The sequence below is a fragment of the Flavobacterium xueshanense genome (genome assembly GCF_900112975.1).
Lineage (GTDB): Bacteria > Bacteroidota > Bacteroidia > Flavobacteriales > Flavobacteriaceae > Flavobacterium > Flavobacterium xueshanense.
Window position 1 is genome coordinate 14,200 of record NZ_FONQ01000007.1, and the last position, 26,731, is coordinate 40,930.

Annotated in this window: 17 protein-coding genes and 1 pseudogene; 9 read left to right on the top strand and 9 right to left on the bottom strand. The window is 34.4% G+C overall.

The genetic code is table 11. From position 1 onward, the window contains the following. The first annotated feature begins 17 nt into the window (after positions 1-17). Entirely contained in the window at positions 18-1,346 is a 1,329-nt protein-coding gene (locus tag BMZ76_RS08205; RefSeq protein WP_091204751.1) for an MFS transporter, read from the top strand. Positions 1,347-1,377: 31 nt separating this feature from the next. Here BMZ76_RS08205 and BMZ76_RS08210 read toward each other — a convergent pair. Further along, positions 1,378-1,629: pseudogene (locus BMZ76_RS08210) on the bottom strand (GIN domain-containing protein); the annotation flags it as partial. Positions 1,630-2,106: 477 nt separating this feature from the next. Between BMZ76_RS08210 and lon the strand changes: the two are divergent. The 6 genes from lon (at position 2,107) to BMZ76_RS08240 (ending at position 11,027) form a co-directional block, all read left to right on the top strand. Further along, on the top strand, positions 2,107-4,557 hold the full coding sequence (gene lon / locus BMZ76_RS08215) for an endopeptidase La (protein WP_091204756.1): 2,451 nt from the start codon (positions 2,107-2,109) through the stop codon (positions 4,555-4,557). Positions 4,558-4,725: 168 nt separating this feature from the next. Further along, positions 4,726-5,745 carry a type IX secretion system protein PorQ gene (gene porQ, locus BMZ76_RS08220; RefSeq protein WP_091204758.1) on the top strand — a complete coding sequence of 340 codons (1,020 nt, stop codon included), beginning with the start codon at positions 4,726-4,728 and terminating at the stop codon, positions 5,743-5,745. A 37-nt stretch (positions 5,746-5,782) separates the two neighbouring features. Then, positions 5,783-6,478: a (d)CMP kinase gene (gene cmk, locus BMZ76_RS08225; RefSeq protein WP_091204760.1), complete on the top strand. Its 696-nt coding sequence runs from the start codon at positions 5,783-5,785 to the stop codon at positions 6,476-6,478. A 73-nt stretch (positions 6,479-6,551) separates the two neighbouring features. Beyond that, entirely contained in the window at positions 6,552-7,928 is a 1,377-nt protein-coding gene (locus tag BMZ76_RS08230) for a nucleoside permease (protein ID WP_091204763.1), read from the top strand. A 390-nt stretch (positions 7,929-8,318) separates the two neighbouring features. Then, positions 8,319-10,097 carry a 30S ribosomal protein S1 gene (gene rpsA / locus BMZ76_RS08235; protein WP_091204766.1) on the top strand — a complete coding sequence of 593 codons (1,779 nt, stop codon included), beginning with the start codon at positions 8,319-8,321 and terminating at the stop codon, positions 10,095-10,097. 375 nt (positions 10,098-10,472) lie between these two features. Beyond that, a complete protein-coding gene (locus BMZ76_RS08240; protein WP_091205033.1) occupies positions 10,473-11,027 on the top strand; it encodes a fasciclin domain-containing protein in 555 nt (184 codons plus the stop codon). Positions 11,028-11,145: 118 nt separating this feature from the next. Here BMZ76_RS08240 and pheT read toward each other — a convergent pair whose 3' ends face one another. Beyond that, positions 11,146-13,566, bottom strand: a complete 2,421-nt coding sequence (gene pheT / locus BMZ76_RS08245; protein ID WP_091204769.1) for a phenylalanine--tRNA ligase subunit beta — start codon at positions 13,564-13,566, stop codon at positions 11,146-11,148. A 295-nt stretch (positions 13,567-13,861) separates the two neighbouring features. Between pheT and BMZ76_RS08250 the strand changes: the two genes are divergently transcribed. Both BMZ76_RS08250 and BMZ76_RS08255 read left to right on the top strand, forming a co-directional pair. Next, complete coding sequence (locus BMZ76_RS08250) at positions 13,862-15,367, top strand: aldehyde dehydrogenase family protein (RefSeq protein ID WP_091204772.1); 1,506 nt, start codon at positions 13,862-13,864, stop codon at positions 15,365-15,367. 74 nt (positions 15,368-15,441) lie between these two features. Further along, positions 15,442-15,816 (top strand): DUF779 domain-containing protein, encoded by a 375-nt coding sequence (locus tag BMZ76_RS08255; RefSeq protein WP_091204774.1) that lies wholly within the window; start codon positions 15,442-15,444, stop codon positions 15,814-15,816. A 3-nt stretch (positions 15,817-15,819) separates the two neighbouring features. On the opposite strand, the gene BMZ76_RS08260 is transcribed toward BMZ76_RS08255, so the two are convergent. The 7 genes from BMZ76_RS08260 to BMZ76_RS08290 all read right to left on the bottom strand — a co-directional run bounded on the left by BMZ76_RS08260 (position 15,820) and on the right by BMZ76_RS08290 (position 26,575). Beyond that, positions 15,820-16,743, bottom strand: coding sequence for an AraC family transcriptional regulator (locus BMZ76_RS08260; RefSeq protein WP_091204777.1), 924 nt, complete (start codon positions 16,741-16,743; stop codon positions 15,820-15,822). 74 nt (positions 16,744-16,817) lie between these two features. After that, a complete protein-coding gene (locus BMZ76_RS08265) occupies positions 16,818-17,681 on the bottom strand; it encodes a bestrophin family protein (RefSeq protein WP_091204779.1) in 864 nt (287 codons plus the stop codon). A gap of 28 nt (positions 17,682-17,709) precedes the next feature. Continuing rightward, positions 17,710-19,023, bottom strand: coding sequence for a TolC family protein (locus BMZ76_RS08270; RefSeq protein ID WP_091204782.1), 1,314 nt, complete (start codon positions 19,021-19,023; stop codon positions 17,710-17,712). 65 nt (positions 19,024-19,088) lie between these two features. Further along, complete coding sequence (locus BMZ76_RS08275) at positions 19,089-22,184, bottom strand: efflux RND transporter permease subunit (protein WP_091204784.1); 3,096 nt, start codon at positions 22,182-22,184, stop codon at positions 19,089-19,091. Positions 22,185-22,262: 78 nt separating this feature from the next. Beyond that, complete coding sequence (locus tag BMZ76_RS08280; protein ID WP_091204786.1) at positions 22,263-23,321, bottom strand: efflux RND transporter periplasmic adaptor subunit; 1,059 nt, start codon at positions 23,319-23,321, stop codon at positions 22,263-22,265. Between the two features lie 468 nt (positions 23,322-23,789). Beyond that, positions 23,790-25,895: an ATP-dependent DNA helicase RecG gene (gene recG / locus BMZ76_RS08285; protein WP_091204789.1), complete on the bottom strand. Its 2,106-nt coding sequence runs from the start codon at positions 25,893-25,895 to the stop codon at positions 23,790-23,792. Between the two features lie 278 nt (positions 25,896-26,173). Continuing rightward, positions 26,174-26,575: a transposase gene (locus BMZ76_RS08290; RefSeq protein ID WP_167547439.1), complete on the bottom strand. Its 402-nt coding sequence runs from the start codon at positions 26,573-26,575 to the stop codon at positions 26,174-26,176. Positions 26,576-26,731: the final 156 nt, after the last annotated feature.

Genomic DNA, 26,731 nt, shown 5'->3' on the forward strand with positions numbered 1-26,731 from the left:
TCATAAAAAAATTAATCATGGCAGATTTACAAAAAGGAAGCACCAAATTATTAAACGCTTGGGCTTTTTATGATTGGGCAAATTCAGTTTATACGCTTACCATCGCATCTGCCGTATTTCCAATTTTTTACGAGGCTTTATTTTCGGAACGAGATCATTATATTGATGTTTTCGGTTTGCATCTGAAAAATTCAGCTTTAATTAGTTTTGTAACCGCTTTTGCATTTTTATTGGTCGCTATTATTTCGCCATTATTATCTGGTATTGCTGATTATGTGGGGGATAAAAAATCATTTATGAAGTTCTTTTGTTATTTGGGAGCATTGTCTTGTATGGGATTATATTGGTTCAATCTGGAAAATATATACATTGGATTGGCATTTTATTTTTTTGGATTGATTGGATATTGGGGAAGTTTGGTTTTTTATAATTCCTATTTGCCTGATATAGCTTATGTGGAGCAACAAGATAAAATTAGTGCCAAAGGATATTCCTTAGGATACATTGGAAGTGTGATTTTATTGATTATCAATCTAGCGATGATTATGAAACCTAAACTTTTTGGAATCACAGGAACTGATGGAGAAGCAGCGATGAAAGCCATGCGATATTCCTTTGTAATGGTAGGTGTGTGGTGGATTATATTTAGTCAATACACGTATTATTTTTTACCAAAAGGCAATAAAAACGCCAATCGTAAAGTAACGCACCATGTTGTTTTTAATGGTTTTAAAGAGCTAAAAAAAGTATGGTTTTTATTAAAAGAAAACATTGCGTTAAAACGATATTTAGGAAGTTTCTTTGTTTCGAGTATGGCCGTACAAACAGTAATGCTTGTTGCCACTTACTTTGGCGCACAGGAAATTGCTTGGTCTTCAAAAGCCGAAAGTACTACGGGTTTAATTATTTGTATTTTAATCATTCAATTAGTGGCTGTTCTTGGGGCCATAATAACCTCAAGAGTTTCAGGAAAATTCGGAAATATTCCCACTTTAATTGGGATCAATTTTATTTGGGCAGTATTTTGTGCACTTGCATTTTTTATTACTTTGCCCATACATTTTTATGTGATGGCATCTATTGCAGGTCTAGTGATGGGAGGGATTCAGGCGTTATCCCGCTCCACTTATTCAAAATTATTACCAGAAACGCAGGATACCGCTTCTTTTTTTAGTTTTTATGATGTTGCTGAAAAAATTGGAATTGTAATAGGCATGTTAGTGTATGGAATTATTGACCAAATTACCGGCAGCCCAAGACTTGCCATCGTGTTTTTGGGAGTATTCTTTGTTGTGGCTGTTGTTTTGTTGAGAAGAGTTCCAAAAAAAGGTGTCCTAAAGAAATAGAACACCTTTACTTTAAAAGAATATTGTCGAGTTAAGACTTAGAGATGGTACTGGAACCATTCATTTTTATATCTTTTTTCTTAGGATCACCTTTATATTCAACATCTCCCGAGCCCGAAACTCTGGCATTAAGACTTTCACTGTAGAAAACTGTACTGTCTCCTAAACCAGAAACTGTAATTTTTGCGTTTTTAGTTTTAAAATCACAATCAACATTAGCATTGTAATCCTTTAAATCACTGCTAAAATTGACGGTTCTCCCAGCTATTATCATATCACCCGAATCACTTAAGTAAGCATCAAAAAATGCTCAATTGTTTTATTTGGTTGTTGTTTGTTGTATCTAAAATCAGCGGTCAAACGTATTAAAAATTGAACCATATAAAAACATAGAATTAATTTAATTTTTTGATTAAAAACTATTCTGAAAAGTCGAAATTTAGCTGATATTGAAAAAAAGCCAATACTTTTTTTTCTATTGTGAATTCAAATTACAATCAAAATTTATTTTTACAGGAATAAAAACTATTTTTCTATGAGGTTTAAATCTTTATTTATTTTGATGCTTTTGTTGTGTCTAAAATATCACTTTCTGATGAAAAATAGGATAAAGATAGTTTCTTTTGGCACAAAGATTGACTCATTCACCGTTATGCAGATAATGAAGATTAAACATTGCTTTTATCTAAAAAGAATATTTTGAAACCTTATATTTGCTTAAAGAATGAATTTTTTAATGACAAAAAGACTTAAATAATATATGTCAAATCATAAAATACTTACTATTGACAATCTGTCACTTCAGGAATTTGATTCGGAAGCAGATTTAATTCCACTTTTGACTCCCGAGGATGAGGAGGAAATGAATAATGAGGCATTACCGGAATTATTGGCCATTTTACCTTTGCGAAATATGGTTTTATTTCCCGGAGTTGTGATACCAATTACTGCGGGACGCGATAAATCAATAAAACTGATTAATGATGCTAATGCCGCTGGAAAAACTATTGGAGTTGTCGCTCAAATCAATGAGGAAGATGAAGATCCAACCAAAGATGATATTCATAAAATAGGTACTGTAGCCCGTATTTTGCGTGTGCTTAAAATGCCTGATGGGAATGTAACCGTAATTCTTCAAGGTAAAAAACGTTTCGAAATTGATTCTGTTATTAATGAAACGCCTTATATTACAGCGAAAATTAAGGAAGTTCCTGAAAAAAGACCTAAGAAAAATGATACTGAATTTGTAGCGATTCTGGATTCAATCAAAGAATTAGCCATTCAGATTATCAAAGAAAGTCCAAATATTCCTAGTGAAGCTACTTTTGCTATTAAGAATATTGAAAGCCAATCGTTTTTAGTCAATTTTGTGACTTCTAATATGAATTTATCGGTTAAAGAGAAACAAGATTTATTAGCTATTAATGAATTGAAAGAAAGAGCATTAGAGACACTTCGTTATATGAATATTGAGTTGCAAAAACTTGAATTAAAAAACGACATTCAATCTAAAGTTCGTTTTGATTTAGACCAACAACAACGTGAATATTTCCTCCATCAACAAATGAAAACCATCCAGGAAGAATTGGGTGGCGTTTCTCAGGACGAAGAAATGGACGAAATGTTGCAGAAGTCTTTGACCAAAAAATGGGATGAGAAAACCAAAAAACATTTTGAAAAAGAATTGTCTAAAATGCGCCGCATGAATCCGCAAGCGCCAGATTTTGGAATTCAAAGAAACTATTTAGAGTTATTCTTAGAATTGCCTTGGAATGAATATTCTAAAGATAAATTCGATTTAAAAAGAGCACAGAAAATATTGGATAGAGATCATTTTGGTCTTGAAGATGTTAAGAAAAGAATGATAGAACATTTAGCAGTTTTAAAATTGCGAAATGATATGAAGTCTCCAATTATTTGTTTGACAGGACCTCCGGGAGTTGGAAAAACGTCTATCGGGCGTTCTATTGCAGAAGCATTGGGTCGAAAATATGTTCGAATTTCGCTCGGTGGTTTACGTGATGAGGCGGAGATTCGAGGACACAGAAAAACCTACATCGGTGCCATGCCAGGGCGAATTATTCAAAGTTTAAAAAAAGCAGGAACATCAAATCCGGTTTTTGTTTTGGATGAAATTGATAAGTTATCAAATAGTAATCAAGGAGATCCATCGTCAGCATTACTGGAAGTTTTAGATCCAGAGCAAAACAATTCGTTTTATGATAACTTCCTTGAAATGGGATATGATTTATCGAAAGTGATGTTTATTGCGACTTCAAATAATATGGCTGCGATTCAGCCAGCGTTGAAAGACAGAATGGAAATTATCAAAATGTCAGGTTATACGATTGAAGAAAAAGTAGAAATTGCGCGTCAGCATTTGTTTCCAAGACAATTGAAAGAACATGGTATGACTACGAAAGATTTGACTATTGGTAAAAAACAATTGGAGAAAATTGTCGAAGGATACACACGTGAATCGGGCGTTCGTGGTTTAGAAGCCAAAATTGCTCAAGTAATCCGTAACGCAGCAAAATCTGTTGCAATGGAAGAAGAGTATAATAAAAAAGTGACGGACGAAGATATCATAAAAACGCTTGGGGTACCAAGATTAGAAAGAGATAAATACGAGAACAATGATGTTGCTGGTGTGGTAACTGGTTTGGCTTGGACTTCTGTTGGTGGTGACATTCTGTTTATAGAATCGTTGCTTTCTCCAGGAAAAGGCACCATGACCATAACTGGAAATTTAGGAACGGTCATGAAAGAATCTGCAACCATTGCTTTAGAATATATTAAGGCAAATGCGAAACTTTTGGGGCTGGATTCAGAGATACTATCTAAATATAATATTCACTTACACGTTCCTGAAGGAGCTACTCCAAAAGACGGTCCAAGTGCCGGAATTGCAATGTTAACTTCATTAGTTTCGTTGTTTACACAAAAACGAGTGAAGAAAAATATGGCTATGACAGGAGAGATCACGTTGCGTGGAAAAGTGTTGCCAGTAGGCGGAATTAAAGAAAAAATTCTTGCAGCCAAAAGAGCCAATATTAAAGAAATCATTTTGTGTCATGAAAACAAAAGTGATATTGATGAAATAAAACCAGAATATCTAGAAGGACTTTCTTTTCATTATGTGAAAGAAATGAGCGAAGTATTAAAATTTGCTTTAACCGATCAGAAAGTTAAAAATGCAAAGGATTTGTAATCAATACAACCTGTAAATGTTAAAAATCCAACTTCCAAAACTTGATTTTCAAGAGATGGAATTTGGATTTTTTATTTGCGATTACGAGTTTCAAAGTTGCCATTTATTGTATTTATAATTTTATCTTCGCAATTGCGTTTTTATTTTACACCAACTGCAATTTAGAGCATGTTAAAAAAACTTCTACAATACTGTTTCCTTATTATTTGCGCTGTTTCTTACAGTCAGATAGGAGGGAAGAATACTTATCAGTTTTTAAACTTGGTCACGTCGCCAAGACAGGCAGCGTTGGGAGGAAAAGTAATTACGATTTATGATGATGACGTTAACCAGGTTCATTTTAATCCGGCAACTATAAATGCAGAAATGGATAACCATCTAGCTTTGAATTATGGAAGTTATTTCAAAGAAGTGACTTACGGAACAGCTTCTTACGCGTATACATATGACCGTCATTTGCAAACTTTTCAGGCTGGAGTAAATTACGTCAACTATGGCAATTTTGAAGGATATGACGAAAATGGTCAGCCAACAGCAGAATTTACAGGAAGTGAAATAGCCCTTTCTTTTGGGTATGCTTACAACATTCCTTATACCGATATTCACATTGGAGCCAGTGCAAAACTGATTTCTTCCAGTTTAGAAACCTATCATTCTTTTGGAGGAGCGCTTGATATCGGTGCTTTGTATATTGATGAAAGAAACGATGTAAACTGGGGTTTAGCCATCAGAAACATTGGAACTCAATTTTCTACGTATAATGGTATTAACGAAAAGTTGCCACTCGAAATAATAGCTGGAGTTTCACAGGAATTAGAAAATGTGCCTGTTCGCTGGCATCTTACATTGGAGAATTTACAGCAGTGGAATATTGCTTTTTCAAATCCTGCACGATCGGAATCTTCATTTAATGCAGAATCCACCGAAGAAAAAGTATCTTTTGTGAATAATACTTTACGACACGTAATTGTGGGTGTTGAACTCTTCCCTAAAAAAGCATTTAACCTTCGAATAGGATATAATTTTAGAAGAGCAGAGGAATTACGACTTTTAGAACAACGGAATTTCTCAGGAGTTTCATTGGGGTTTGGACTCAAATTAAATAAACTAAAGTTCAATTATTCGTATTCCAGATATACATTGGCCGGAAATACAAGTCTTTTTGGATTGACAATTAATTTTCAATAAGGATTTTGGTATAACATAAAACTTAAAATTAAAAATTTTGGATAAAAAAATTACTGTAGCTATTGATGGTTTCTCCTCTACAGGGAAAAGCACGTTGGCCAACCAACTAGCGAATCATTTAGGATTTATTTATGTTGATACGGGAGCGATGTATCGTGCAGTAACTTATTTTGCGATGCAAAACGGTTACATAAATGCGGATTCTTTTGATAAACAAACTTTAATAAATAGTCTGCCAAATATAAAATTGCAATTCAAATTCAATGCTGATTTGGGTTTCGCTGAAATGTATTTGAATGATGTCAATGTCGAAATCGAAATCAGAACGATTGAAGTGTCAAGCTTTGTGAGTAAAGTAGCCGAAGTTTCTGAGGTTCGTACCAAATTAGTGGAACAGCAAAAAGAAATGGGAAAAGATAAAGGAATTGTAATGGATGGTAGAGATATTGGTACCGTAGTTTTTCCGGATGCCGATCTTAAAATTTTCATGACTGCGAGTGCAACTACAAGAGCGCAAAGACGTTATGATGAGTTGGTCGCAAAAGTTGACACTGTAACATTTGAAGAAGTTTTGGCAAATGTAGAGGAGCGTGATTACATTGATACGCATCGCGAAGATTCTCCTTTGGTTATGGCTGAAGATGCTATAGAAATTGATAATTCACATTTGAATCGCGAGGAACAATTCAAGCTTGTTTTAGAATTGGTAAATGAAATTACTAAAACGATATAATTATTTGCAGATCTCATTTTTAATAGTAGATTTACGCCTTGTAAATTTTTTAAAATAAAAAAAAATTCGTCTCATGGGAATTAAAAATAGATTGGTAATAATGAGTTTTCTTCAGTTTTTTGTTTGGGGAGCTTGGTTAATTACCATTGCGAATTACTGGTTTGGCACCAAAAATTGGGAAGGAACTCAGTTTGGGTTGGTTTTTGGAACAATGGGAATTGCCTCATTATTTATGCCAACACTGACCGGAATTATCGCTGACAGATGGGTGAATGCTGAAAAATTATACGGAATTCTTCATATTTTATATGCTGCAGTTCTATTCTATATTCCACAAGTTTCCACTCCGGAAACCTTTATTTACATTATGCTTTTGGCAATGTGTTTTTACATGCCGACAATTGCCTTGAGCAATTCTATTTCTTACACCGCACTTAAACTAAATAATAAAGATGTTATTAAAGATTTTCCGCCCATTCGGGTTTGGGGAACAATTGGCTTTATTGTTGCGATGTGGATTACCAATTTAACGGGAAATAAAGCGACAGAGTATCAGTTTTACATCGCAGGTTTAGCGGCGATACTTTTGGGAATTTATTCTTTTACGTTACCAAAATGTAAACCGCAACGCTTGTCTAAAGAGAATGCTTCTGTGATGGAAACATTAGGATTAGAATCGTTTAAATTATTTGCAGATTATAAAATGGCTTTGTTTTTTGTTTTCTCCATGTTTTTAGGAGGCGCTTTACAATTAACAAATGCGTATGGAGATGTTTTCTTGGATGAATTCAAACATTTTCCAAAATATGCGGATTCTTTCGTTGTGGAATATTCAACGATTATAATGTCAATTTCTCAAATTTCGGAGACTTTATTTATTCTCGCGATTCCTTTTTTTCTAAGACGTTTTGGTATCAAACAAGTGATGTTAATCAGTATGTTGGCTTGGGTATTGCGTTTTGGATTATTTGCTTACGGAAATCCAACAAGCGGATTATGGATGATTATTATGTCTTGCGTGGTTTATGGAATGGCATTTGATTTCTTTAATATATCAGGATCATTATTTGTTGAAACCACTACAGATCCAAAAAATCGTTCTTCGGCACAAGGATTGTTTATGATGATGACCAATGGTTTTGGAGCGGTTTTAGGAAGTTTTACTTCCGGATGGGCAATTGATAAATACTTTACAAGATCATTTAATAATACTACAGATTTGGCTGGTTTTCTGGAAACAGAAACGACGAATTCAAAAATGTTGGAATTTGTTACTGGCCAAGGGAATACAATTACAGCCGATGGATTGTTTAGTAAAGCCATTTTCATGAAAGACTGGCATACGATTTGGCTGGCTTTTGCTATTTACGCATTGATAATTGCTGTTGCATTTGCTGTTTTATTTAAACATAAACACAATCCTTTGGATGTTCAAAATGTAAGTCATTAAAAAGTGACAGGAAAATAAATAGAACCCGATAACTGAAAGATAGTTATCGGTTTTTTTTATGCTAAAAAATACCGATTTAAGCTAACTAGCCCCGAGTGAAGCGGCATCCTTTTATACAGCTTCCAGCCCTCTGACGGCTGGAAGCTGTATAAAAGATATAGCGGAAAGCGGGAACTTTACCTGCAAAAAAAACCAATTATTTCGCTCCTGATTTTCAATCGATTATCTTACCTGTAAAATTTTGCTAATTAAGATAAATGTGTTACTTTTGCAGTCCTTTTGGTGAATAAGAGTTTCCTTTAGGGTTCAATAAATTATACAAACAACTTCTGTTGTTTTCTAGCACAGTAAGAAACTCGAGAGAATACAGAATACAAATTTTTAATCAGCATGTCTGAACAAGTAAAATCACAAGAAGAGTTTTTAGCAAATTTTAACTGGCACAATTTCGAAGAAGGTATTGATGCTGTTGATGAGAAAAACTTATTAGAATTCGAAGAACTAGTTTCAAAAACATTTATCGCTACTGATCAAGAAGAAGTGGTTGATGGTACAGTTGTTAGAATTACAGATAGAGACGTTATCGTTGATATCAACGCAAAATCGGAAGGCGTTATTTCATTGAATGAATTCCGTTACAACCCAGCATTAAAAGTAGGTGATACTGTTGAGGTATTAATTGACATCCGTGAGGATAAAACAGGTCAATTAGTATTATCTCACAGAAAAGCACGTACTATCAAATCTTGGGATAGAGTTATTTCGGCTAACGAAACAGGAGAAATCGTTAATGGTTTTGTAAAATGCAGAACTAAAGGTGGTATGATCGTTGACGTTTTCGGAATTGAAGCGTTTTTACCAGGATCTCAAATTGATGTTAAGCCAATTAGAGACTACGATGTATATGTAAACAAAATGATGGAATTCAAAGTGGTAAAAATCAACCACGAATTCAAAAATGTTGTTGTTTCGCATAAAGCACTTATTGAAGCGGATATCGAAATCCAGAAAAAAGAAATCATCGGTCAATTACAAAAAGGACAAGTATTAGAAGGTGTTGTTAAAAACATTACTTCTTATGGTGTGTTTATTGATTTAGGTGGTGTTGATGGATTAATTCACATTACTGACCTTTCTTGGAGTCGTATTAACCACCCAAGTGAAGTTCTTGAATTAGACCAAAAATTAAATGTTGTAATCCTTGATTTCGATGATGAGAAAACAAGAATTCAATTAGGATTGAAACAATTAAATGCTCACCCATGGGACGCTTTAGATGCTAACTTAAAAATTGGTGATAAAGTAAAAGGTAAAGTAGTTGTAATCGCTGATTACGGTGCTTTTATCGAAGTTGCTGAAGGTGTTGAAGGTTTAATCCACGTTTCTGAAATGTCTTGGTCTACTCATTTACGTTCTGCTCAAGATTTCGTAAAAGTAGGTGATGTTGTTGAAGCTGTTATCTTAACTTTAGACAGAGATGACCGTAAAATGTCATTAGGTATCAAACAATTGTCTCAAGATCCTTGGACTGATATCACTGCTAAATACCCAATAGGGTCTAAACACTCAGGTATCGTTAGAAACTTTACAAACTTTGGAATTTTTGTAGAATTAGAAGAAGGAATTGATGGATTAATTTACATCTCTGACTTGTCTTGGACTAAAAAAATCAAACACCCATCTGAATTTGTAAACGTTGGTGAAAAACTTGACGTAGTAGTATTAGAATTAGATGTTGAAGGACGTAAATTATCTTTAGGTCATAAACAAACTACTGCTAATCCTTGGGATCAGTATGAAGATTCTTTCGCTGTAGGAACTGTCCACACAGGTGAAATTTCTGAAATCGTTGACAAAGGAGCTACTGTAGAATTCGGAGATGATATCGTTGCTTTCATTCCTACTCGTCACCTTGAAAAAGAAGACGGAAAGAAATTGAAAAAAGGAGAATCAGCTGATTTCAAAGTAATCGAATTCAATAAAGAATTCAAAAGAGTAGTTGCATCTCACACTGCTATCTTCCGTGAAGAAGAAGAAAAAAATGTGAAAACAGCTACTGAAAATACTTCATCTAACGCATCTACAAATGCACCAGCTGCAACTTTAGGTGACAATAATGACGTATTAGCAGCATTGAAAGCTAAAATGGAAAAATCAGAGAAAAAATAATTTCTTGAAATTTTTTGAATATAGAAAACTCCGCAATTTGCGGAGTTTTTTTTTGTTTAAAAATAAACAATTTCTTTTCGTTTAATTTTTTTTGGAGCAGAACTTCCAACTTACAAAAACAGATTCTCCCGCTGTACGGAGTATCTTTTTAGTGCGGAACTACTTTTGGAATCATAATGCGTATTTGTTTCCCGCCCTAAAAAGGATACTTCCTGCCATCAGGGCTATTCACTACTTTTAGAGTAACAAATTTATATGAAATAAAATATTTATATAATTGATTATCAGTTTTTTAAAAAATAGTTTCATTTTTTTAAAACCAAAAGTAATTATAGTGCGTAAATGCTTTTATATAACTTAAAAAAAACAGATTTTATGAAAACTAGAAAATTTTTATCAATTGCATTTATGGCATTAGTATTTGGAGCAACTTCATTCGCTCAAAAAACAGTTATGGTTGGTGGAGCGGCTATGTATCCAACTAAAAATATTGTTGAAAATGCACTAAACTCGAAAGACCATACCACATTAGTTGCAGCAGTAAAAGCAGCGGGATTAGTAGAAACATTACAAAGTAAAGGACCATTTACCGTTTTTGCCCCTACAAATGCCGCATTCAATAAATTACCAAAAGGAACAGTGGAAACATTATTGATGCCAGAGAACATGAAAATGTTGCAATCAATATTAACCTATCATGTTGTTGCAGGAAAAATGAATGCTTCAGATATAGCGAAAGCTATTAAAAAAGGAAAAGGAAAAGCAACAATGAAAACAGTAAGTGGTGGAACTTTAACAGCTTGGATGAAAGGGAAAGATTTATATATCTCCGATGAAAACATGAACAAAGCTAAAGTAACGATTGCTGATGTAAACCAATCAAATGGTGTAATTCATGTTATTAACGCAGTAGTATTACCAAAAAAATAATTTTAGAGGTTGATATTTTGTTAGTCTTAAGAGCTCTGCATTTGTAGGGCTCTTTTGTATAAAAAAAATCCCGATTCTAATTTTAGAATCGGGATTTTCTCGAATATATAAATTGAACTTATCTTAAACTAGCTCCAAGCTCCGTTTCAAAATTCTTTTGCAATTTGTTCATGATTTTGTCAATTTGAACATCCGTTAAAGTTTTTGAATTGTCTTGTATAATAAAACTTAATGCATAAGATTTTTTACCTTCGGGAAGATTTTGTCCTTCATAAACATCAAATAAATCGATATCTTTTAATAATGATTTCTCGGTCTGACGGGCAATGTTATAAATGCTTTCGTACGTAACATTTTGATCTACTAGCAAGGCTAAATCTCTGCGAACTTCAGGGTATTTTGGAATCTCAACATATTTAATTTTAATAGAAATTTTCTTTAAAATTAAATCCCAATTAAAATCAGCATAAAATACTTCTTGTTTAATTCCAAAATGTTTCAAAATAGATTTTTTTACTACTCCTAATTCAACGATTGTTTCATTACCAATTTCAATAGCTATTCCCTCTGAAAACACATCAGATGTTACCGGCAAATTTTTTATTTTTTCAATACCTAATCTCGAAAGTATTCCAGAGACGTATCCTTTAAATAAAAAGAAATCGGACGTTTTTTGTACACTAGTCCAGTTTTCTTGATTTCTGTTTCCAGAAAGAAATAAGCTCATGTGCTTTTTTTCTTCATAACCGGCAAGATAGTTATGGTATGTTTTTCCGAATTCGAATAATTTCAAATCGGCGTTTTTGCGATTGATATTATAAGACACTGCTTCCAGTCCTGAAAACAATAACGATTGACGCATTGTTGATAGATCAGCACTTAATGGATTAAGCATAGTGACATTGTGAGAAGGATTCAATTGCTCTGAAAGGGCAACATAGGAAGCCGTAGTCAGTGAATTTGCCATCATTTCATGAAATCCTTGTGAGTTCAATTGTGAGGCAATTGTGTTTTGAATTTTATAGTCCTCATTTCTTGGCGCATTGAAAACTGTAGCATTAAGTTTATTTGAAAAATTAATATTATTGTATCCATATACTCTTAATATTTCTTCAATAACATCAATTTCTCGTTGAACATCCACACGATAATTAGGAATTGTCAATCCAAGTCCCGCATCAGAAACACTATTAACTTTAATGTCTAATGAAACTAAAATTTTCTTAATAATATCTTTTGGTAACTGCTGACCTATAATCTTATCAACATTACTGAAATTTAAAAACACATTAAAATTTTCTATTTTTTTTGGATAAACATTAATTAAATCCGATGTGATTTCTCCGCCTGCCACTTCTTGAATCAATAAGGCAGCACGTTTCAAAGCATATTCCGTAATAGTTGGATCAATTCCTCTTTCAAAACGAAATGAGGCATCCGTATTCAATTGATGTCTTTTAGCCGTTTTTCGAATGCTAACGGGATCAAAATACGCACTTTCCAGAAAAATAGAGTTAGTGTTTTCAGAAACTCCTGATTTTTTTCCGCCAAAAACACCAGCAATACACAAAGGACCTTTTTCATCACAAATCATTAAATCTTCTTCGTGTAAGGTTCTTTCAACATCGTCTAGAGTAACAAATTTAGTTCCTGCAGGAAGAGTTTGCACTACTATTTTTCCATTGATTTTTGCAGCATCAAAAGCATGAAGTGGCTGACCCAATTCATGCAAAACATAATTGGTAACATCTACAATATTATTTTTTGGATTTAATCCAATGGCTTTCAATCTATTTTGTAACCAGGCTGGGGATGGTTTTACTTCTATTCCAGAAATAGTTACACCACAATAGCGGGGAGCAAGTTTCGGTTCTTTTAAATCGATATCAATTTTCAAAGTTCTTTTGTCAACTCTGAAATTACTTACGGATGGCGTAATCAGTTCCACACTAACGCCGCTTTGTAACATTCCTGCTCTCAAATCACGGGCAGTTCCCAAATGACTCATTGCATCGGCACGATTAGGGGTTAATCCAATTTCGAATACTTCATCATTCTCTATTTTGAAAACTGTTGCAGCAGGAGTTCCAGGTGACAAAGAATCATCTAAAATCATAATTCCGTCATGGCTTTCTCCAAGACCTAATTCATCTTCGGCGCAAATCATTCCGTGACTTTCCTGTCCACGAATTTTTCCTTTTTTTATTGAAAAAGCGACTCCTTCTTTATCATACAATGTAGTTCCAATAGTAGCAACCGGCACCTTTTGTCCAGCAGCGACATTGCTGGCACCACATACAATCTGAACTGGAACGCCATTCCCTAAATCTACTGTAGTTATTTTCAATCTGTCGGCATCGGGATGTTGAATACAGGTAAGTACATGTCCTACAACGATGCCTTCTAATCCGCCTCTCACCGATTGGTATTTTTCAACAATTTCGACTTCCAGACCTAAATCGGTTAGTAATGCTGCTGTTTCTTCGGATTTCCAGTCTATTTTAATGAATTGTTTTAACCAGTTATAAGATATTTTCATCTGTAAATTTTAATGAGATTACTTCGTCAGTTCGACTTTCGGTCTCGGGTGCAAATATAAGGATTGCAGGTTGGAGTAAGAAACAATTTTTTTGGTTTTTTACACCTGATTTGGGATATTAAGTACTTGTAAGAAATATTGAATTGATAATGTTAAATATAAATAAATGTGAATTAAATAATAAAATTAGGTTAAAAAAACACAAATGAAAATTTAATGCTATTAGTTGGATGAATTATGCTATTCTAACGAGAAATAGGAAACTAAATTTGATAAAATATAAAAAAATAATGATATGGATAACGTAGTGCAAAGACCTGAATTTAAGGCAAAATATGATAATTATATTGGAGGAAAATTCGTTGCACCAGTCAAAGGTGAATATTTTGATGTATTTTCTCCAATTGATGGAAAAGTATTTACTCAAGCGGCACATTCAAGCAAAGAAGATTTAGATATTGCCGTTGATAAAGCATACGAAGCTTTTCAAACCTGGGGAAAAACATCTGTTACAGAGCGAAGTAATTTATTGAATAAAATTGCTCAGGTTATTGAAGATAATTTAGAATATCTTGCAACCGTTGAGACTATTGATAATGGAAAAGCCATTCGAGAAACTTTAGCTGCCGATATGCCGCTAGCAGTTGATCATTTTAGGTACTTTGCAGGAGTAATTCGTGCTGAAGAAAGTTCAATAGCCGAATTAGATTCACAAACCGTTTCCATCGCTTTGAGCGAACCTTTAGGAGTTATTGCCCAAATTATTCCATGGAATTTTCCAATCTTAATGGCCGTTTGGAAACTCGCTCCAGCATTAGCCGCAGGAAATACGGTAGTTTTAAAACCAGCAGAAAGCACACCAATTTCTATTTTGATATTGATGGAATTGATTGGAGATATTCTTCCTCCTGGAGTCATAAATATTGTAAATGGTTTTGGTGCTGAACTTGGAAGAGCTTTGGTAACCAATAAAAAAGTGTCAAAAGCAGCTTTTACAGGTTCCACGCCAACCGGTCGTTTAGTAATGCAATATGCGACTGAAAACATTATTCCGGTAACATTAGAATTAGGCGGAAAATCTCCAAATATTTTCATGAAATCCGTTGGTGATGCTGATGATGATTTCTTCGATAAAGCGATCGAAGGAGCGGTAATGTTCGCTTTAAATCAAGGTGAAATTTGTACCTGTCCTTCTCGATTATTAGTTCACGAAGATATTTATGATAAATTTATCGCCCGTGTAATTGAAAGAACAGAAGCAATTAAAATGGGAAATCCATTGGACAAAACCACTATGATGGGAGCGCAGACATCATTAGTTCAAAAAGAAAAAATTCTTTCTTACATTAAATTAGGAAAAGAAGAAGGTGCCGAACTTTTGACTGGTGGTGATGAAAATCATTTAGAAGGAAATTTATCGGAAGGATATTACATCAAACCAACACTTTTCAAAGGACACAACAAAATGCGTATTTTCCAAGAAGAAATTTTTGGACCTGTTTTGGCGGTAACTACTTTTAAGACCACTGAAGAAGCGATTGCTATTGCAAATGATACGATGTATGGTTTGGGGGCCGGGCTTTGGACACGTGATGCACATGAAATTTATCAGGTTCCAAGAGCAATTCAAGCAGGTCGTGTTTGGATTAATCAATTCCATTCTTATCCTGCCGGAGCTCCTTTTGGAGGGTACAAACAATCAGGAATTGGTCGTGAAAATCACAAAATGATGTTAGGTCACTACCGTCAAACCAAAAACATGTTGATTTCTTACGATAAAAAGAAATTAGGTTTCTTTTAGAAGTTACAGATTTTCGTTAATAACTAACCTGGCAGATTTTAAAATTTGTCAGGTTTTATTTTAAATAAAAAAAGATGACAAAAAGAATTGATGCCACAAAAAAAGCAATAGAATTAATCAAAATATTGCAGGAAAAACATGGTGATTTGATGTTTTATCAAGCAGGAGGTTGTTGCGAAGGAACGCAGCCACAATGTTTTGAAAAAGGAGGTTTTTACCAAAGATTGGGTGATGTTTGCATTGGTACAATCGAAAATGCGGAGTTTTGGGTAGACAAGGATTTATTCGAATATTGGAAACACGCCCATTTTACTTTGGATGTAATTGATGCATTTGGCGTTGGGGGATTTTCCTTGGAAACACCATTGAAGAAAACATTCCGAATCGAATATCGCATTTTTACACCTGATGAAGAACTTTCACTGGAGCCTCTAACCTACATTGAATAAGAACTAGTTCACAAACAATAATTGATATTGTTTAGGAGTAATTCCTTCGTGTTTTTTAAACAATCGAATAAAGTAATTACAATCTTCAAATCCGGATAAATAACAAACTTCATTGATTTGTATCGAAGGATTTTTGAGCAATTGTTTGGCACATCTCATTTTTTCTCCAATAACAAATTCAATAGGACTCATTCCTAATTCTCTTTTGAAAAAACGATAGAACGAAGTAGTGCTCATGCATGCTTTTTCGCTCAAATGTTTCATGCTGAAATTTTCTTTTAAATTCGACCGAATGAATTCGACTACTTGTGTAATAGGATTTTTTGGATCTGTAAATAATCCATCATCAATTGCTTTGGCAGTTTGTGTCTGAATAATCCGAATTAATAGCTCCTGTAACGTTAAATCAGCCAGAGCATCTTTTGTAATTGACGTGCTCATGCATTCTTTGATTAACTTATTAATTGTTGTTGCTAATTCGATATTATTATAAAAAAAGTAATTTTGGTAGTTTAATTGCCAGAATTGATTGTTTCCTTCTTTTGGATATCGCTCATTCAAAAACTGTAATGTATCCGTGATTTTTGTTTGTTCTATCGCCAAAGCCAAACATTGCGTAGGATTATTTTTTGAAGCCTCCGGAAAATCAATTTTCATTTCCACATTCGAAGGAATCACAACGGTTTCTCCAGGTAAGTAAACAAATCCCGGATCATCAAAAAGGTGCATTACTTTTTTGCCACGTAACATGCTGGTCACCACAAAATCATTAAATTTCAAAGGAACTAATGCAGAAGATTCATAAGTCTCAAAAAGATTCAATTCACAATGGTTCAACGAATAAACGGTTCTGTTTTCTACTAATGTCTTCAACGATTTCTCGTTAGATAAATGAGGTGGATTTATAAAAGCACGATTACTGTTCATAGTTTTAAACTTAAAGAAAGGCAAAATTTAAATTTAATGAAAATAATTTTAATCGAAGTGAAGTTTAACAAAATTTAAATTAATTCTTCTACATGTTTTTTAATGTTCTCCGCAATTTTATGCGTTGGTAAATCGTTCGCATCGCTTCCAAAAGGATCTTCAATTTCCTCCGCAATCAACTCTAAACTCGCCAAAACATAAAATATAAATACGACCACAGGAACTACATAATAGCCCAGACTAAAAGCATATCCAAAAGGTAAAGTCATCACATAAAAGAAGATGAATTTTTTAAGAAAGGCACTGTAGGAATAGGGAATAGGGGTGTTTTTAATTCTTTCACAAGCACCACAAATATCAGTAAACGATTTTACTTCTTCGTTTAAAATAATCAGTTGATCACCCGTTATTTTTTTGGAATCGTATAAATCATTAATCTTCTGAAATAACATTTTCGCGACCTGATTCGGTTTGTGTTTGTGATGATCAATTTCTAAATCGACATCGTCAAATAACTGTTTGCCGGTTTCTTCATCTTTTAAATGTTTGTTTAAAATAGAAGCGTAGCTGGGAATTAATTTTCTAAAATAAGCGAGGTCTTTTTCATCTGTTAAGATAACGGAAAGTTTGATGGCTAAATTACGACTGTTATTCACTAAAATGCCCCACATTTTGCGCCCTTCCCACCAACGATCATAAGCAGTATTGGTTCTGAAAACAAGCAATAATGAAATTACAAAACCAAGCATTCCGTGCATGATTGTAATGTTCTTCACGTAACTATCGTCAGCTAATTTCAAGTATTCAACTTCTAAATAGCCTATAATTCCGGAATAAAGTCCAATAGCGAACATTAAGGGTATTAACGTTCTGAAGGTGTCCGCTTTGTGAAAGCGAAAAATGAATGTAAACCAGTCTTTTGTGTTGTACGAAATCATTTAAGATACTATTTTTAACAAAAATAAATTAAAAAATAAGATTTCCTGCCAATTCTCGTAATGCGATTTCAGATAATTTCCCTTGAAATTGAGCATTGCTGTAACGCACTTTAGCATTCACATAATTCAATTGCGCAGTTCTGAATTCTAAAGTAGTTATAGTTCCAATGCGGAATTTGTCTAATGTTATGTTCAGATTTTGTTTGGCAATCAATTCATTTTTTTCTTCCAAAGCAATCAATTCTAAATTTGTCAGATAGGTTTGATAAGAGGTCGCTAGCTGTGAATTTACAGCTAAATTTTGCTGATCTATATTTAATTTCGAATTTTCAATTTGAATCTTGGCAATTTTTTCATTTCGGTTTTGCGCAAAACCATCAAATAAATTCAATGAAGCGTTGAAACCATAGTTCAAACCTCTGGATTGGGACTGTGCCAAAAAACCAAGACTGGATTGACTTTCTGAAAAATTATAGGCAGTATTTACTCGAACGGTAGGATAACGTGCCGCTTTTATCTGCTTCAATTCTAATTCCGCCACTCTCTTATTGATAATTTGCGCTTCTAATTGCGGATTTTGTTTTTCAGCTAAGGCTTTTAATTCTGGCAGTGATAATAAGGAATCTACTTTCAGAACATCAATTACTTTAAAATCCGTAGCAACATCTCTGGCCAGCAGTTGGTTTAATAAAATCTTACTGTTCGCGTACAATTCTTTTTGTCTTAACAATGCTACCTGATCTGTATTCAAATCAACTTGGGCATTCAAAACTTCTAACTTAGATGCTTTTCCAATGGTAAATCTGTTTTGGGCCAAAGTCAATCGCTGGTTAGAAATAACGATCGTTGTGTCCAAAGCGGCTAATTGTTGTTGCTGTTGTACCAAATCGTAATACGCAGCATTCACATCGCTGATTCTTGTGATGACGGTTAATTTTAATTGTGCTTCACCCAGTTTTTGCAACTCTTTTAACTGATCCATTCTGGCAAACATGCGCAGACCATCAAAAATGGTCCAATTTAATCCAACGCCATAGTTTAAACTATTATTTTTAGCATTGTCTAATTCAGTTTCTGTTCCGTCCTGACGTATTTGTGAACTGTTCTGAATACTGTTGTTATCAACAACATTAGCGGTAACAGTTGGTAACATTCCTGCATTTCCAATAGCTACATTTGTTTTTTGAATAGTCAAATTATTGGTCGCAATTTTTATTTCGTAATTGTTTTCCAAAGCGATTTTCACAGCGCTTTCTAATGTCAGCACTTGCTGCGCATTAGCATTTACTGCGCAGAGCAAGATTAGTATTAAGCTTTGAAAAATTATTTTATTATGTGTCATAATTATATTTTTTTGATTCGGATCAATGAATTTCTTTAATCCGAATCATCAACGTTTCATTAAAATTAATTGAACTCTTTTTCATATTCTTCAATATGATCAAATTCAGGATAATGTTTTCTAGCTCTTGACCACATCAAATACATCGCTGGAATAACGAATAATGTTAAAACTAGAGAGAAAATAGTACCACCTACAATTACAACTCCCATTCCAATTCTACTAGTTGATGCCGCACCCAGAGACATCGCAATTGGTAATGCGCCTAATGAAATAGCCAGACTCGTCATTAAAATTGGCCGTAATCTCGCTTCCGATGCTTCTAATATCGCTTCTAATTTTGGTTTGCCTTGTTCTCGAAGCTGATTCGCAAATTCAACAATCAGGATTCCATTTTTGGTTACCAAACCAATAAGCATTACGGTTCCAATTTGGCTGAAAATATTCCAAGTCTGATCAAACAACCACAAGGAGAATAAAGCTCCCGCAACGGCCATTGGCACGGTCAAAATAATAATGAAAGGGTCAATAAAACTTTCAAATTGTGCCGCTAAAATTAAAAATATTAAAAGCAAAGCCAATCCAAACGCAAAAGCAGTATTCGAACTACTTTCGACAAAATCTCTGGATTCTCCACCTAAATCAGTGGTAAACGTATCGTCAAGGACTTTGGCTTTTATTTCATTCATTGCATCGATTCCATCGCTGATACTTTTGCCCGGAGCAAGACCAGCAGAGACAGTGGCTGCCATATAGCGGTTATTGTGGTACAATTGTGGCGGGTTACTTTTTTCTTCAATCGTCACCACGTTGTCCATTTGGATTAATTGTCCCATATTATTTTTAACAAACATAGAAGTTAAATCCAATGGTTTCGAACGGTCTTTTTGGTCGAATTGTCCAATAACCTGATATTGTTTTCCATTTCGCATAAAATAACCAAAACGCTGTCCGCTCAATGAAAGCTGTAACGTTTGTGCAATATCAATCACTGAAATTCCTAAACTTTCCGCTTTTTCTCTGTCAATGGTTACATTAATTTCTGGTTTGTTAAATTTTAAATTCACATCACTAACTGCAAAAGTTGGGTTTTTAGCAACTTCATCCATGAAAACAGGAATTTTTTCTTCCAGTTTTTTAAAGTTTGGTGCTTGAATAATGTATTGAATAGGCAATCCACCGCGTCGATTTACGGCAATTGTTGGTTGCTCAATTACGGATGTTTTTGCGTCGGGATATTGCTTCGTCCATTTGGTAAGTTTCTCAGCAATTTCTTTTTGCGAATCGGCTCTTTCATTTGGTTGTACCAATGATACCCGAATAAAACCGCTGTTTACCGATGAAGATCCAAAACCTGGAGACGTAATTACCAAGGCTACTTTTTTGCCCGGAATCGAGTCATCAACCAATCTCGATACTTCCTGCATGAAGCGATCCATGTATTCATAAGAAGAACCTTCAGGAGTAGACATACGAAGTACAAAACCACTACGGTCGTCATACGGAGCTGTTTCTTTTTGCAAAAGATTGAAAAACAAATAAATTAATCCAAAACAAGCAATCAAAATAGGGAAACTTAACCATTTTTTCTTCATGAAACGGCTTAATGAACTCGCATAACCACTGTTTAGTTTTTGAAAATAAGGTTCAGTGCGGATGTAAAATTTTGATTTTTTTTGTTCGCCGCCTTTCATCAAATAAGCGTTTAACATTGGGGTTAATGTCAACGATACAAAAGCTGAAATCAGTACCGCTGCGCCAATGACGACGCCAAATTCCCTAAAAAGTCGTCCCACAAATCCTTCGAGGAAAATTACAGGAAGAAAAACTGCTGCTAAAGTGATCGAAATTGAAATTACCGCAAAGAATATTTCGTTAGATCCTTTGATGGCTGCCTCGATAGGTGTCATGCCCTCTTCTACCTTTTTGAAAATATTCTCGGTGACCACAATTCCATCATCAACCACAAGTCCTGTTGCCAAAACGATTGCCAATAATGTCAACACATTTATAGAGAAACCAAAAAGCCACATGATAAAGAATGTAGCGATCAACGAAACTGGAATATCAATCAATGGTCTAAAAGCAATCGCCCAATCCCTAAAAAATAAATAGATAATCAAGATTACCAGAACAATAGAAATCCCTAATGTTTCCGCGACTTCAATAACTGATTTTTTTACAAAAATAGTATTATCAATGGCGATATTCAGTTTGATATCTTTTGGTAAATCCTTTTTTAATTTTTCGAATTCCTTGTAAAAAGCAGTAGAAATATCTAAATAATTGGCTCCCGGAAGTGGCACAATAGCTACACCAACTAATGGCGTTCCGGATTGTGTCATTTTGGTTTCTGTGTTTTCAGGTCCAAGGCTTGCTAATCCAACATCGCTGAAACGCACTACTTTTTCGCCTTCGGTACGGATGATGATATTATTGAATTCTTCAGCAGTAGAGAGATTCCCCACTGTTTTTACAGTCAATTCGGTATTGTCCCCGGTTAGTTTTCCCGAAGGTAATTCAACGTTTTGTTTGTTTAATGCATCTCTCACTTCCGATACGGTACAACCGTAAGATGCCAACTTTATAGGATCGATCCACAAACGCATGGCGTATCTTTTTTGTCCCCAAATTTGGACGCCACTTACGCCAGGAATAGTCTCCAGACGTTGTGAAATTACATTTTCAGCGTAATCACTAAGTTCTAACGCATTACGTGTATCACTTTGAACAGTCATCGAAATGATGGCATCACCATTTGCATCAGCTTTAGAAACTACCGGTGGAGAATCAATATCCTGAGGAAGATTTCTAACAGCTTGCGATACTTTATCACGAACATCATTAGCAGCATCTTCCAGATTTTTATCCAAATTAAACTCAATGGTAATGTTACTGCTTCCTTGCGCACTGGAAGAAGTTACATTTCTAATCCCGTCAATGGAATTGATAGCTTTTTCAAGCGGTTCCGTAATTTGGGATTCGATGATGTCAGCATTTGCACCGGCATAATTCGTACGAATCGAAACTTGTGCCGGATCAATCGAAGGAAATTCTCGAACGCCCAGAAAGGTGTAACCAATTAATCCAAACAAAACGATGGCTAAATTGATTACTATGGTAAATACGGGTCTTCTAATACTTGTTGTGGATAAACTCATTTTTTTTAAATTATGAGTTATAAATTATTAATATGAGTACTGTGTAGATTCATAATTCATAATTTATAACTTTTAAAATTATTTAATTTTAACAGTCACAGGAGTTTCATTTTTTAATGACATAACACCACTCGTAATTACGGTATCGCCGGGTTTCAAGCCAGAAAGTACCAGAATGGAGGCATCTGTTCGTGTTGCGGTTTCTATCATCACTTCTTTGGCTTGACCATTACTGGAGATGAAAACTTTTTTACCGTTTTGAACTGGAATTACAGCTTCGGTAGGAACTACGATAGCGTCTTTTATGATGTCTAAAGGCAATTCGACATCAGCAAATGTTCCTGGTAATAATTTGCCGTTGCTATTTTCGGCAATTGCACGAACCTGTAAAGTTCTGGTTGCTACAGCCACTTCTGGCTCAATAGCGTATACTTTAGCAGTATATTTATCATCAGAACCTGCAACTTTGAAAGTTATATAGGTGTTTGTTTTTACTTGGCTGGCGTATTTTTCAGGAATCGAAAAAGTGATTTTTAATTTTCCTGTGTTCACTAATTTTGCCACTAAAATTGCTGGTGTAATATAGGTTCCCGGAGAAATAGAACGCAATCCAATTCTTCCTGAAAATGGCGCTCTAACGGATGTTTTGGCGATTTGTGCTTTTATCAATTGACTTTGGGCTTGTGCCGATTTTAAATCAGCGCGTGCCAAATCATATTCTTCTTGACTGATGGCTTCTTTTTGCAGTAATAATTTGGCTCTTCTTTCGTTTTCTGAAGCCAATCCTTCTCTGGTTGACGTTTGTCTCAATTGGGCTCTTAACTCTAAATCATTTACTTTAAAAAGTACTTGCCCTTTACTCACATTACTTCCTTCCTGAAAATAAATTCCTTCTACAATTCCTGAAACTTCACTGCGGATTTCGACTTGTTCATTTGCTTCAATAGAGCCGGAAAGTGATAAGTTATTATCAAAAGTTTGTGGTGATGCCACAATTCCGTTTACGCTCATCGATTTGCTTTTTCCTTTTGGGTCTTTAGAATCTGCGTTTTCGCTTTTATTTTCTGTGATTCTGTATCCAATAAATCCAATGATTCCAATGGTTAGCAAGGCATAGACTAAGTATTTAATTTTCATAGGTATGGTATAAAGCAGGATTAGGTTTAAGTAATTTTAGTTAAAAAACAAATTTAGGTTTTAGAAACGGGAATTGTGATATTGTTAATTTTTATTTAACGTTTGTACATACAAATATTAACACTTAAAAATAAAGTATTTACAAATGAATACAATTCATTTTAAACACCAATAAATAGGACTCCCAAAAACACAAATGGTTTAATCAAGAATTGAAAAAAATGATGTTTTTTTTTTTAAATAAATTTAGCAGCGTAATTATAAACACGTAAGAAATGTAAGTTTTTATAAGTTATACTATTGCTAAAAGGAGATTTGTAAAAATAAATAAAACAAACAAAGGTCTGATTTATAAAGTTTTAATGCGAATTTAAAATATGAATTAAGTATTATAAATTACAATAAATCAATTTCTTAAATGAACTTACATTTTTAACATAGTAAAAAAAATGCGTATTACAAATTGATCTAACTAATATAATTCCAAATATTTTTCTTTTTAGTCATTTCGATAAAAACAGCTCTTAAAGCAGCATGTTCCGGTTTTTGCAGCCCTGAATCTTCTTTCAAAAGTTTTAAAGCATAATTTCTGGCTAAAGCCAAAGTATCTCTGTCTCGAACCAAATCGGCAATTTGAAGATTTAAAACCCCGCTTTGTTGGGTTCCCATTAAATCTCCCGGGCCACGAAGTTTCAAATCTACTTCGGCAATTTCGAAACCATCGTTTGTTTGTACCATCGTTTCCATTCTGGTTTTACTATCAGAACTCAATTTATGGCTTGTCATCAGGATGCAATAACTTTGCTCCGCACCACGACCCACGCGACCACGAAGCTGATGCAGTTGCGATAATCCAAAACGTTCCGCACTTTCGATAATCATCACACTGGCGTTAGGAACATTCACGCCAACTTCAATTACGGTTGTGGCAACCATAATATTGGTTTTCCCTTCCGAAAAACGTTTCATTTCAGCATCTTTATCCGCGGGTTTCATCTTACCGTGAAGAATGGAAATAGAATATTGCGGTAGTGGAAAATCTCTGGAAACACTTTCGTAACCGTCCATTAAATCCTTGAAATCCATTTTCTCCGATTCTTGAATCAACGGATACACAATATAAATTTGTCTTCCTAAAGCGATTTCGTCCCGAAGGAATTTCCAAACCTTCAATCTGTTGCTGTCAAAACGATGAACGGTTTGAATTGGTTTTCGTCCGGGAGGCAGTTCATCAATAACTGAAATGTCTAAATCGCCATACAAACTCATCGCCAAGGTTCTGGGAATAGGCGTGGCGGTCATTACCAAAACGTGTGGCGGAATCACATTTTTCTTCCACAATTTAGAGCGTTGTTCTACTCCAAAACGGTGTTGTTCATCAATTACAGCGAGTCCTAAATTCTTGAATTTCACTTTGTCTTCCAGTAAAGCATGCGTTCCGATGAGAATATGTAACGTTCCGTTTTCCAGTTCTTCATGGATAATTCTTCGTTGTGCTATTTTGGTAGAGCCCGTTAGGATTCTGATATTTATATTTAAAGTTTCAGCTAATTCGGATAAGCCAATAAAATGCTGGTTAGCCAAGATTTCCGTGGGCGCCATCAAGCAGGCTTGGAAGCCATTATCAAGCGCCAAAAGCATGCTCATAAAAGCCACAATTGTTTTTCCGGAACCTACATCGCCTTGCAGTAAGCGGTTCATTTGGGCGTTGCTACCCATGTCATTTCGGATTTCTTTGATTACTCTTTTTTGCGCACTAGTCAATTGAAAAGGCAAATGATTGTGATAAAATTCATTGAAATTTTCGCCCACTGTTGCAAACGGATGTCCTTTTATTTTATGTTTCCGAATCAGGTTTTTTGTGATTAATTGCAATTGAATAAAGAACAATTCTTCAAATATTAATCGGAATTTGGCTTTCGCCAAAACTTCAGCGCTTTTTGGAAAATGAATGTTGAATAAAGCCGTTTTTTTAGGAATTAGCTTCAATTCGTTGATTAAATAATCCGGTAAGGTTTCCGTGAACAGCGCTTGTGTTTCCAAAAACAATTGTTCCATCAGTTTATTGATCACCCTGTTTGAAATCCCACGATTTGTCAAGGTTTCTGTCGAAGGATACACGGGTTGCATTGCAGAACGCAGACTTTTTTCATGCTCGCTCATCAATTCAATTTCCGGATGTGCCATATTAAAAGTACTTCCAAAAGACGTGCATTTCCCGAAAATCACGCAAATTTCATTGAGCTTTAAACTCTCCCGAATCCATTTGTGACCTTGAAACCAAACGAGTTCCATTTGGCCCGTATCATCTACAAAAGTCGCTACCAGTCGTTTTTGGTTTCGGCCAAATTCAACAGTTTTGATGTTGATGATTTTACCGATAATCTGAACTTCGGCTATGTTATTCTGTAGTTCATTAATTTTGTAATACCGTGTTCTGTCAATGTATCTGTTTGGAAAAAAATTAACCAAATCTACATACTTATAAATTCCCAATTCCTTACGCAGCAATTCGCCCCGATTGGGACCAACGCCTTTGAGGTATTCAATGGGAGTGAGTAGGAGGTTTTGCATTTAATTTTTTTTTTGGCACGGATAAAACGGATTTGCTTCTCTCGACTTTGATCGAAATGACAAAACGCTGATTAAAACGGATTTTTAATTTGATGGAGCGAAGATAGTTTTTTGTTTGGAAATTTGGAAATGAGAATGTTTGGAAATCAAGTAGGAATATATAAGTACTGGTTAAGATTTAATGTCGTATTTTTTTCTAATATTATTGAGTACAAAATTTAATTTTTCTTTGAGGTTTTGTAATGATTTATAAGTGTCAAAATCCAACCAGTAATACTTTATTCTCCGCTATAATTTTCTATAAGGTTCAATTCTTGAGAATATGGTTGTAGAAAGTAAATCCAGAAATCTTTTTCATTCCATTCTTCAATTTTAGCCAGAAATTTTTTTGACTTATGTATTGGTGATTTATTAAGAATCACAATCGTTTTTTTGAAGGTTTGGTCAGCAAAATGATTCATAAAACTAATCATTTTATCAGAATTAAAAGTTGTTTCATGGCCTTCAAAGTAAAACTTGTTTTTAAAAGTCATTAATCCAATCACATTTAAATATTTTCCTTTAACAGAGTGTAATAATATCGAATTTTCTTTTGTTTGCCACACATAAGGAACATTAGGAGTAAGTCCAAAATGACTTTGGTCTCCAAAATATAGGTCGATATATGCGGTGCCTTCCAATTTTTTCAGGCTTTCTATTTGCTCTTGTTTAAATTCAAATTGATTCTTGTTTCGTTTCCACTCTAAAGAACTTCGAGCTCTTTTCCACCTATAGCCTAGAATCTTTAAAAAAATTCTGAAAGGTCTTTTTGCAGATTATAATATTGTTCTGATCTT

Bases quoted from the DNA above. Each gene is read 5' to 3' on its own strand.
- lon (WP_091204756.1), top strand. From the start codon at position 2,107: ATGTCAAATCATAAAATACTTACTATTGACAATCTGTCACTTCAGGAA.
- BMZ76_RS08265 (WP_091204779.1), bottom strand. From the start codon at position 17,681: ATGATTTCGTACAACACAAAAGACTGGTTTACATTCATTTTTCGCTTT.
- BMZ76_RS08260 (WP_091204777.1), bottom strand. From the start codon at position 16,743: ATGAACAGTAATCGTGCTTTTATAAATCCACCTCATTTATCTAACGAG.
- pheT (WP_091204769.1), bottom strand. From the start codon at position 13,566: ATGAAAATATCTTATAACTGGTTAAAACAATTCATTAAAATAGACTGG.
- BMZ76_RS08270 (WP_091204782.1), bottom strand. From the start codon at position 19,023: ATGACACATAATAAAATAATTTTTCAAAGCTTAATACTAATCTTGCTC.
- BMZ76_RS08240 (WP_091205033.1), top strand. From the start codon at position 10,473: ATGAAAACTAGAAAATTTTTATCAATTGCATTTATGGCATTAGTATTT.
- BMZ76_RS08275 (WP_091204784.1), bottom strand. From the start codon at position 22,184: ATGAGTTTATCCACAACAAGTATTAGAAGACCCGTATTTACCATAGTA.
- BMZ76_RS08250 (WP_091204772.1), top strand. From the start codon at position 13,862: ATGGATAACGTAGTGCAAAGACCTGAATTTAAGGCAAAATATGATAAT.
- porQ (WP_091204758.1), top strand. From the start codon at position 4,726: ATGTTAAAAAAACTTCTACAATACTGTTTCCTTATTATTTGCGCTGTT.
- BMZ76_RS08280 (WP_091204786.1), bottom strand. From the start codon at position 23,321: ATGAAAATTAAATACTTAGTCTATGCCTTGCTAACCATTGGAATCATT.
- BMZ76_RS08230 (WP_091204763.1), top strand. From the start codon at position 6,552: ATGGGAATTAAAAATAGATTGGTAATAATGAGTTTTCTTCAGTTTTTT.
- recG (WP_091204789.1), bottom strand. From the start codon at position 25,895: ATGCAAAACCTCCTACTCACTCCCATTGAATACCTCAAAGGCGTTGGT.
- BMZ76_RS08205 (WP_091204751.1), top strand. From the start codon at position 18: ATGGCAGATTTACAAAAAGGAAGCACCAAATTATTAAACGCTTGGGCT.
- rpsA (WP_091204766.1), top strand. From the start codon at position 8,319: ATGTCTGAACAAGTAAAATCACAAGAAGAGTTTTTAGCAAATTTTAAC.
- BMZ76_RS08255 (WP_091204774.1), top strand. From the start codon at position 15,442: ATGACAAAAAGAATTGATGCCACAAAAAAAGCAATAGAATTAATCAAA.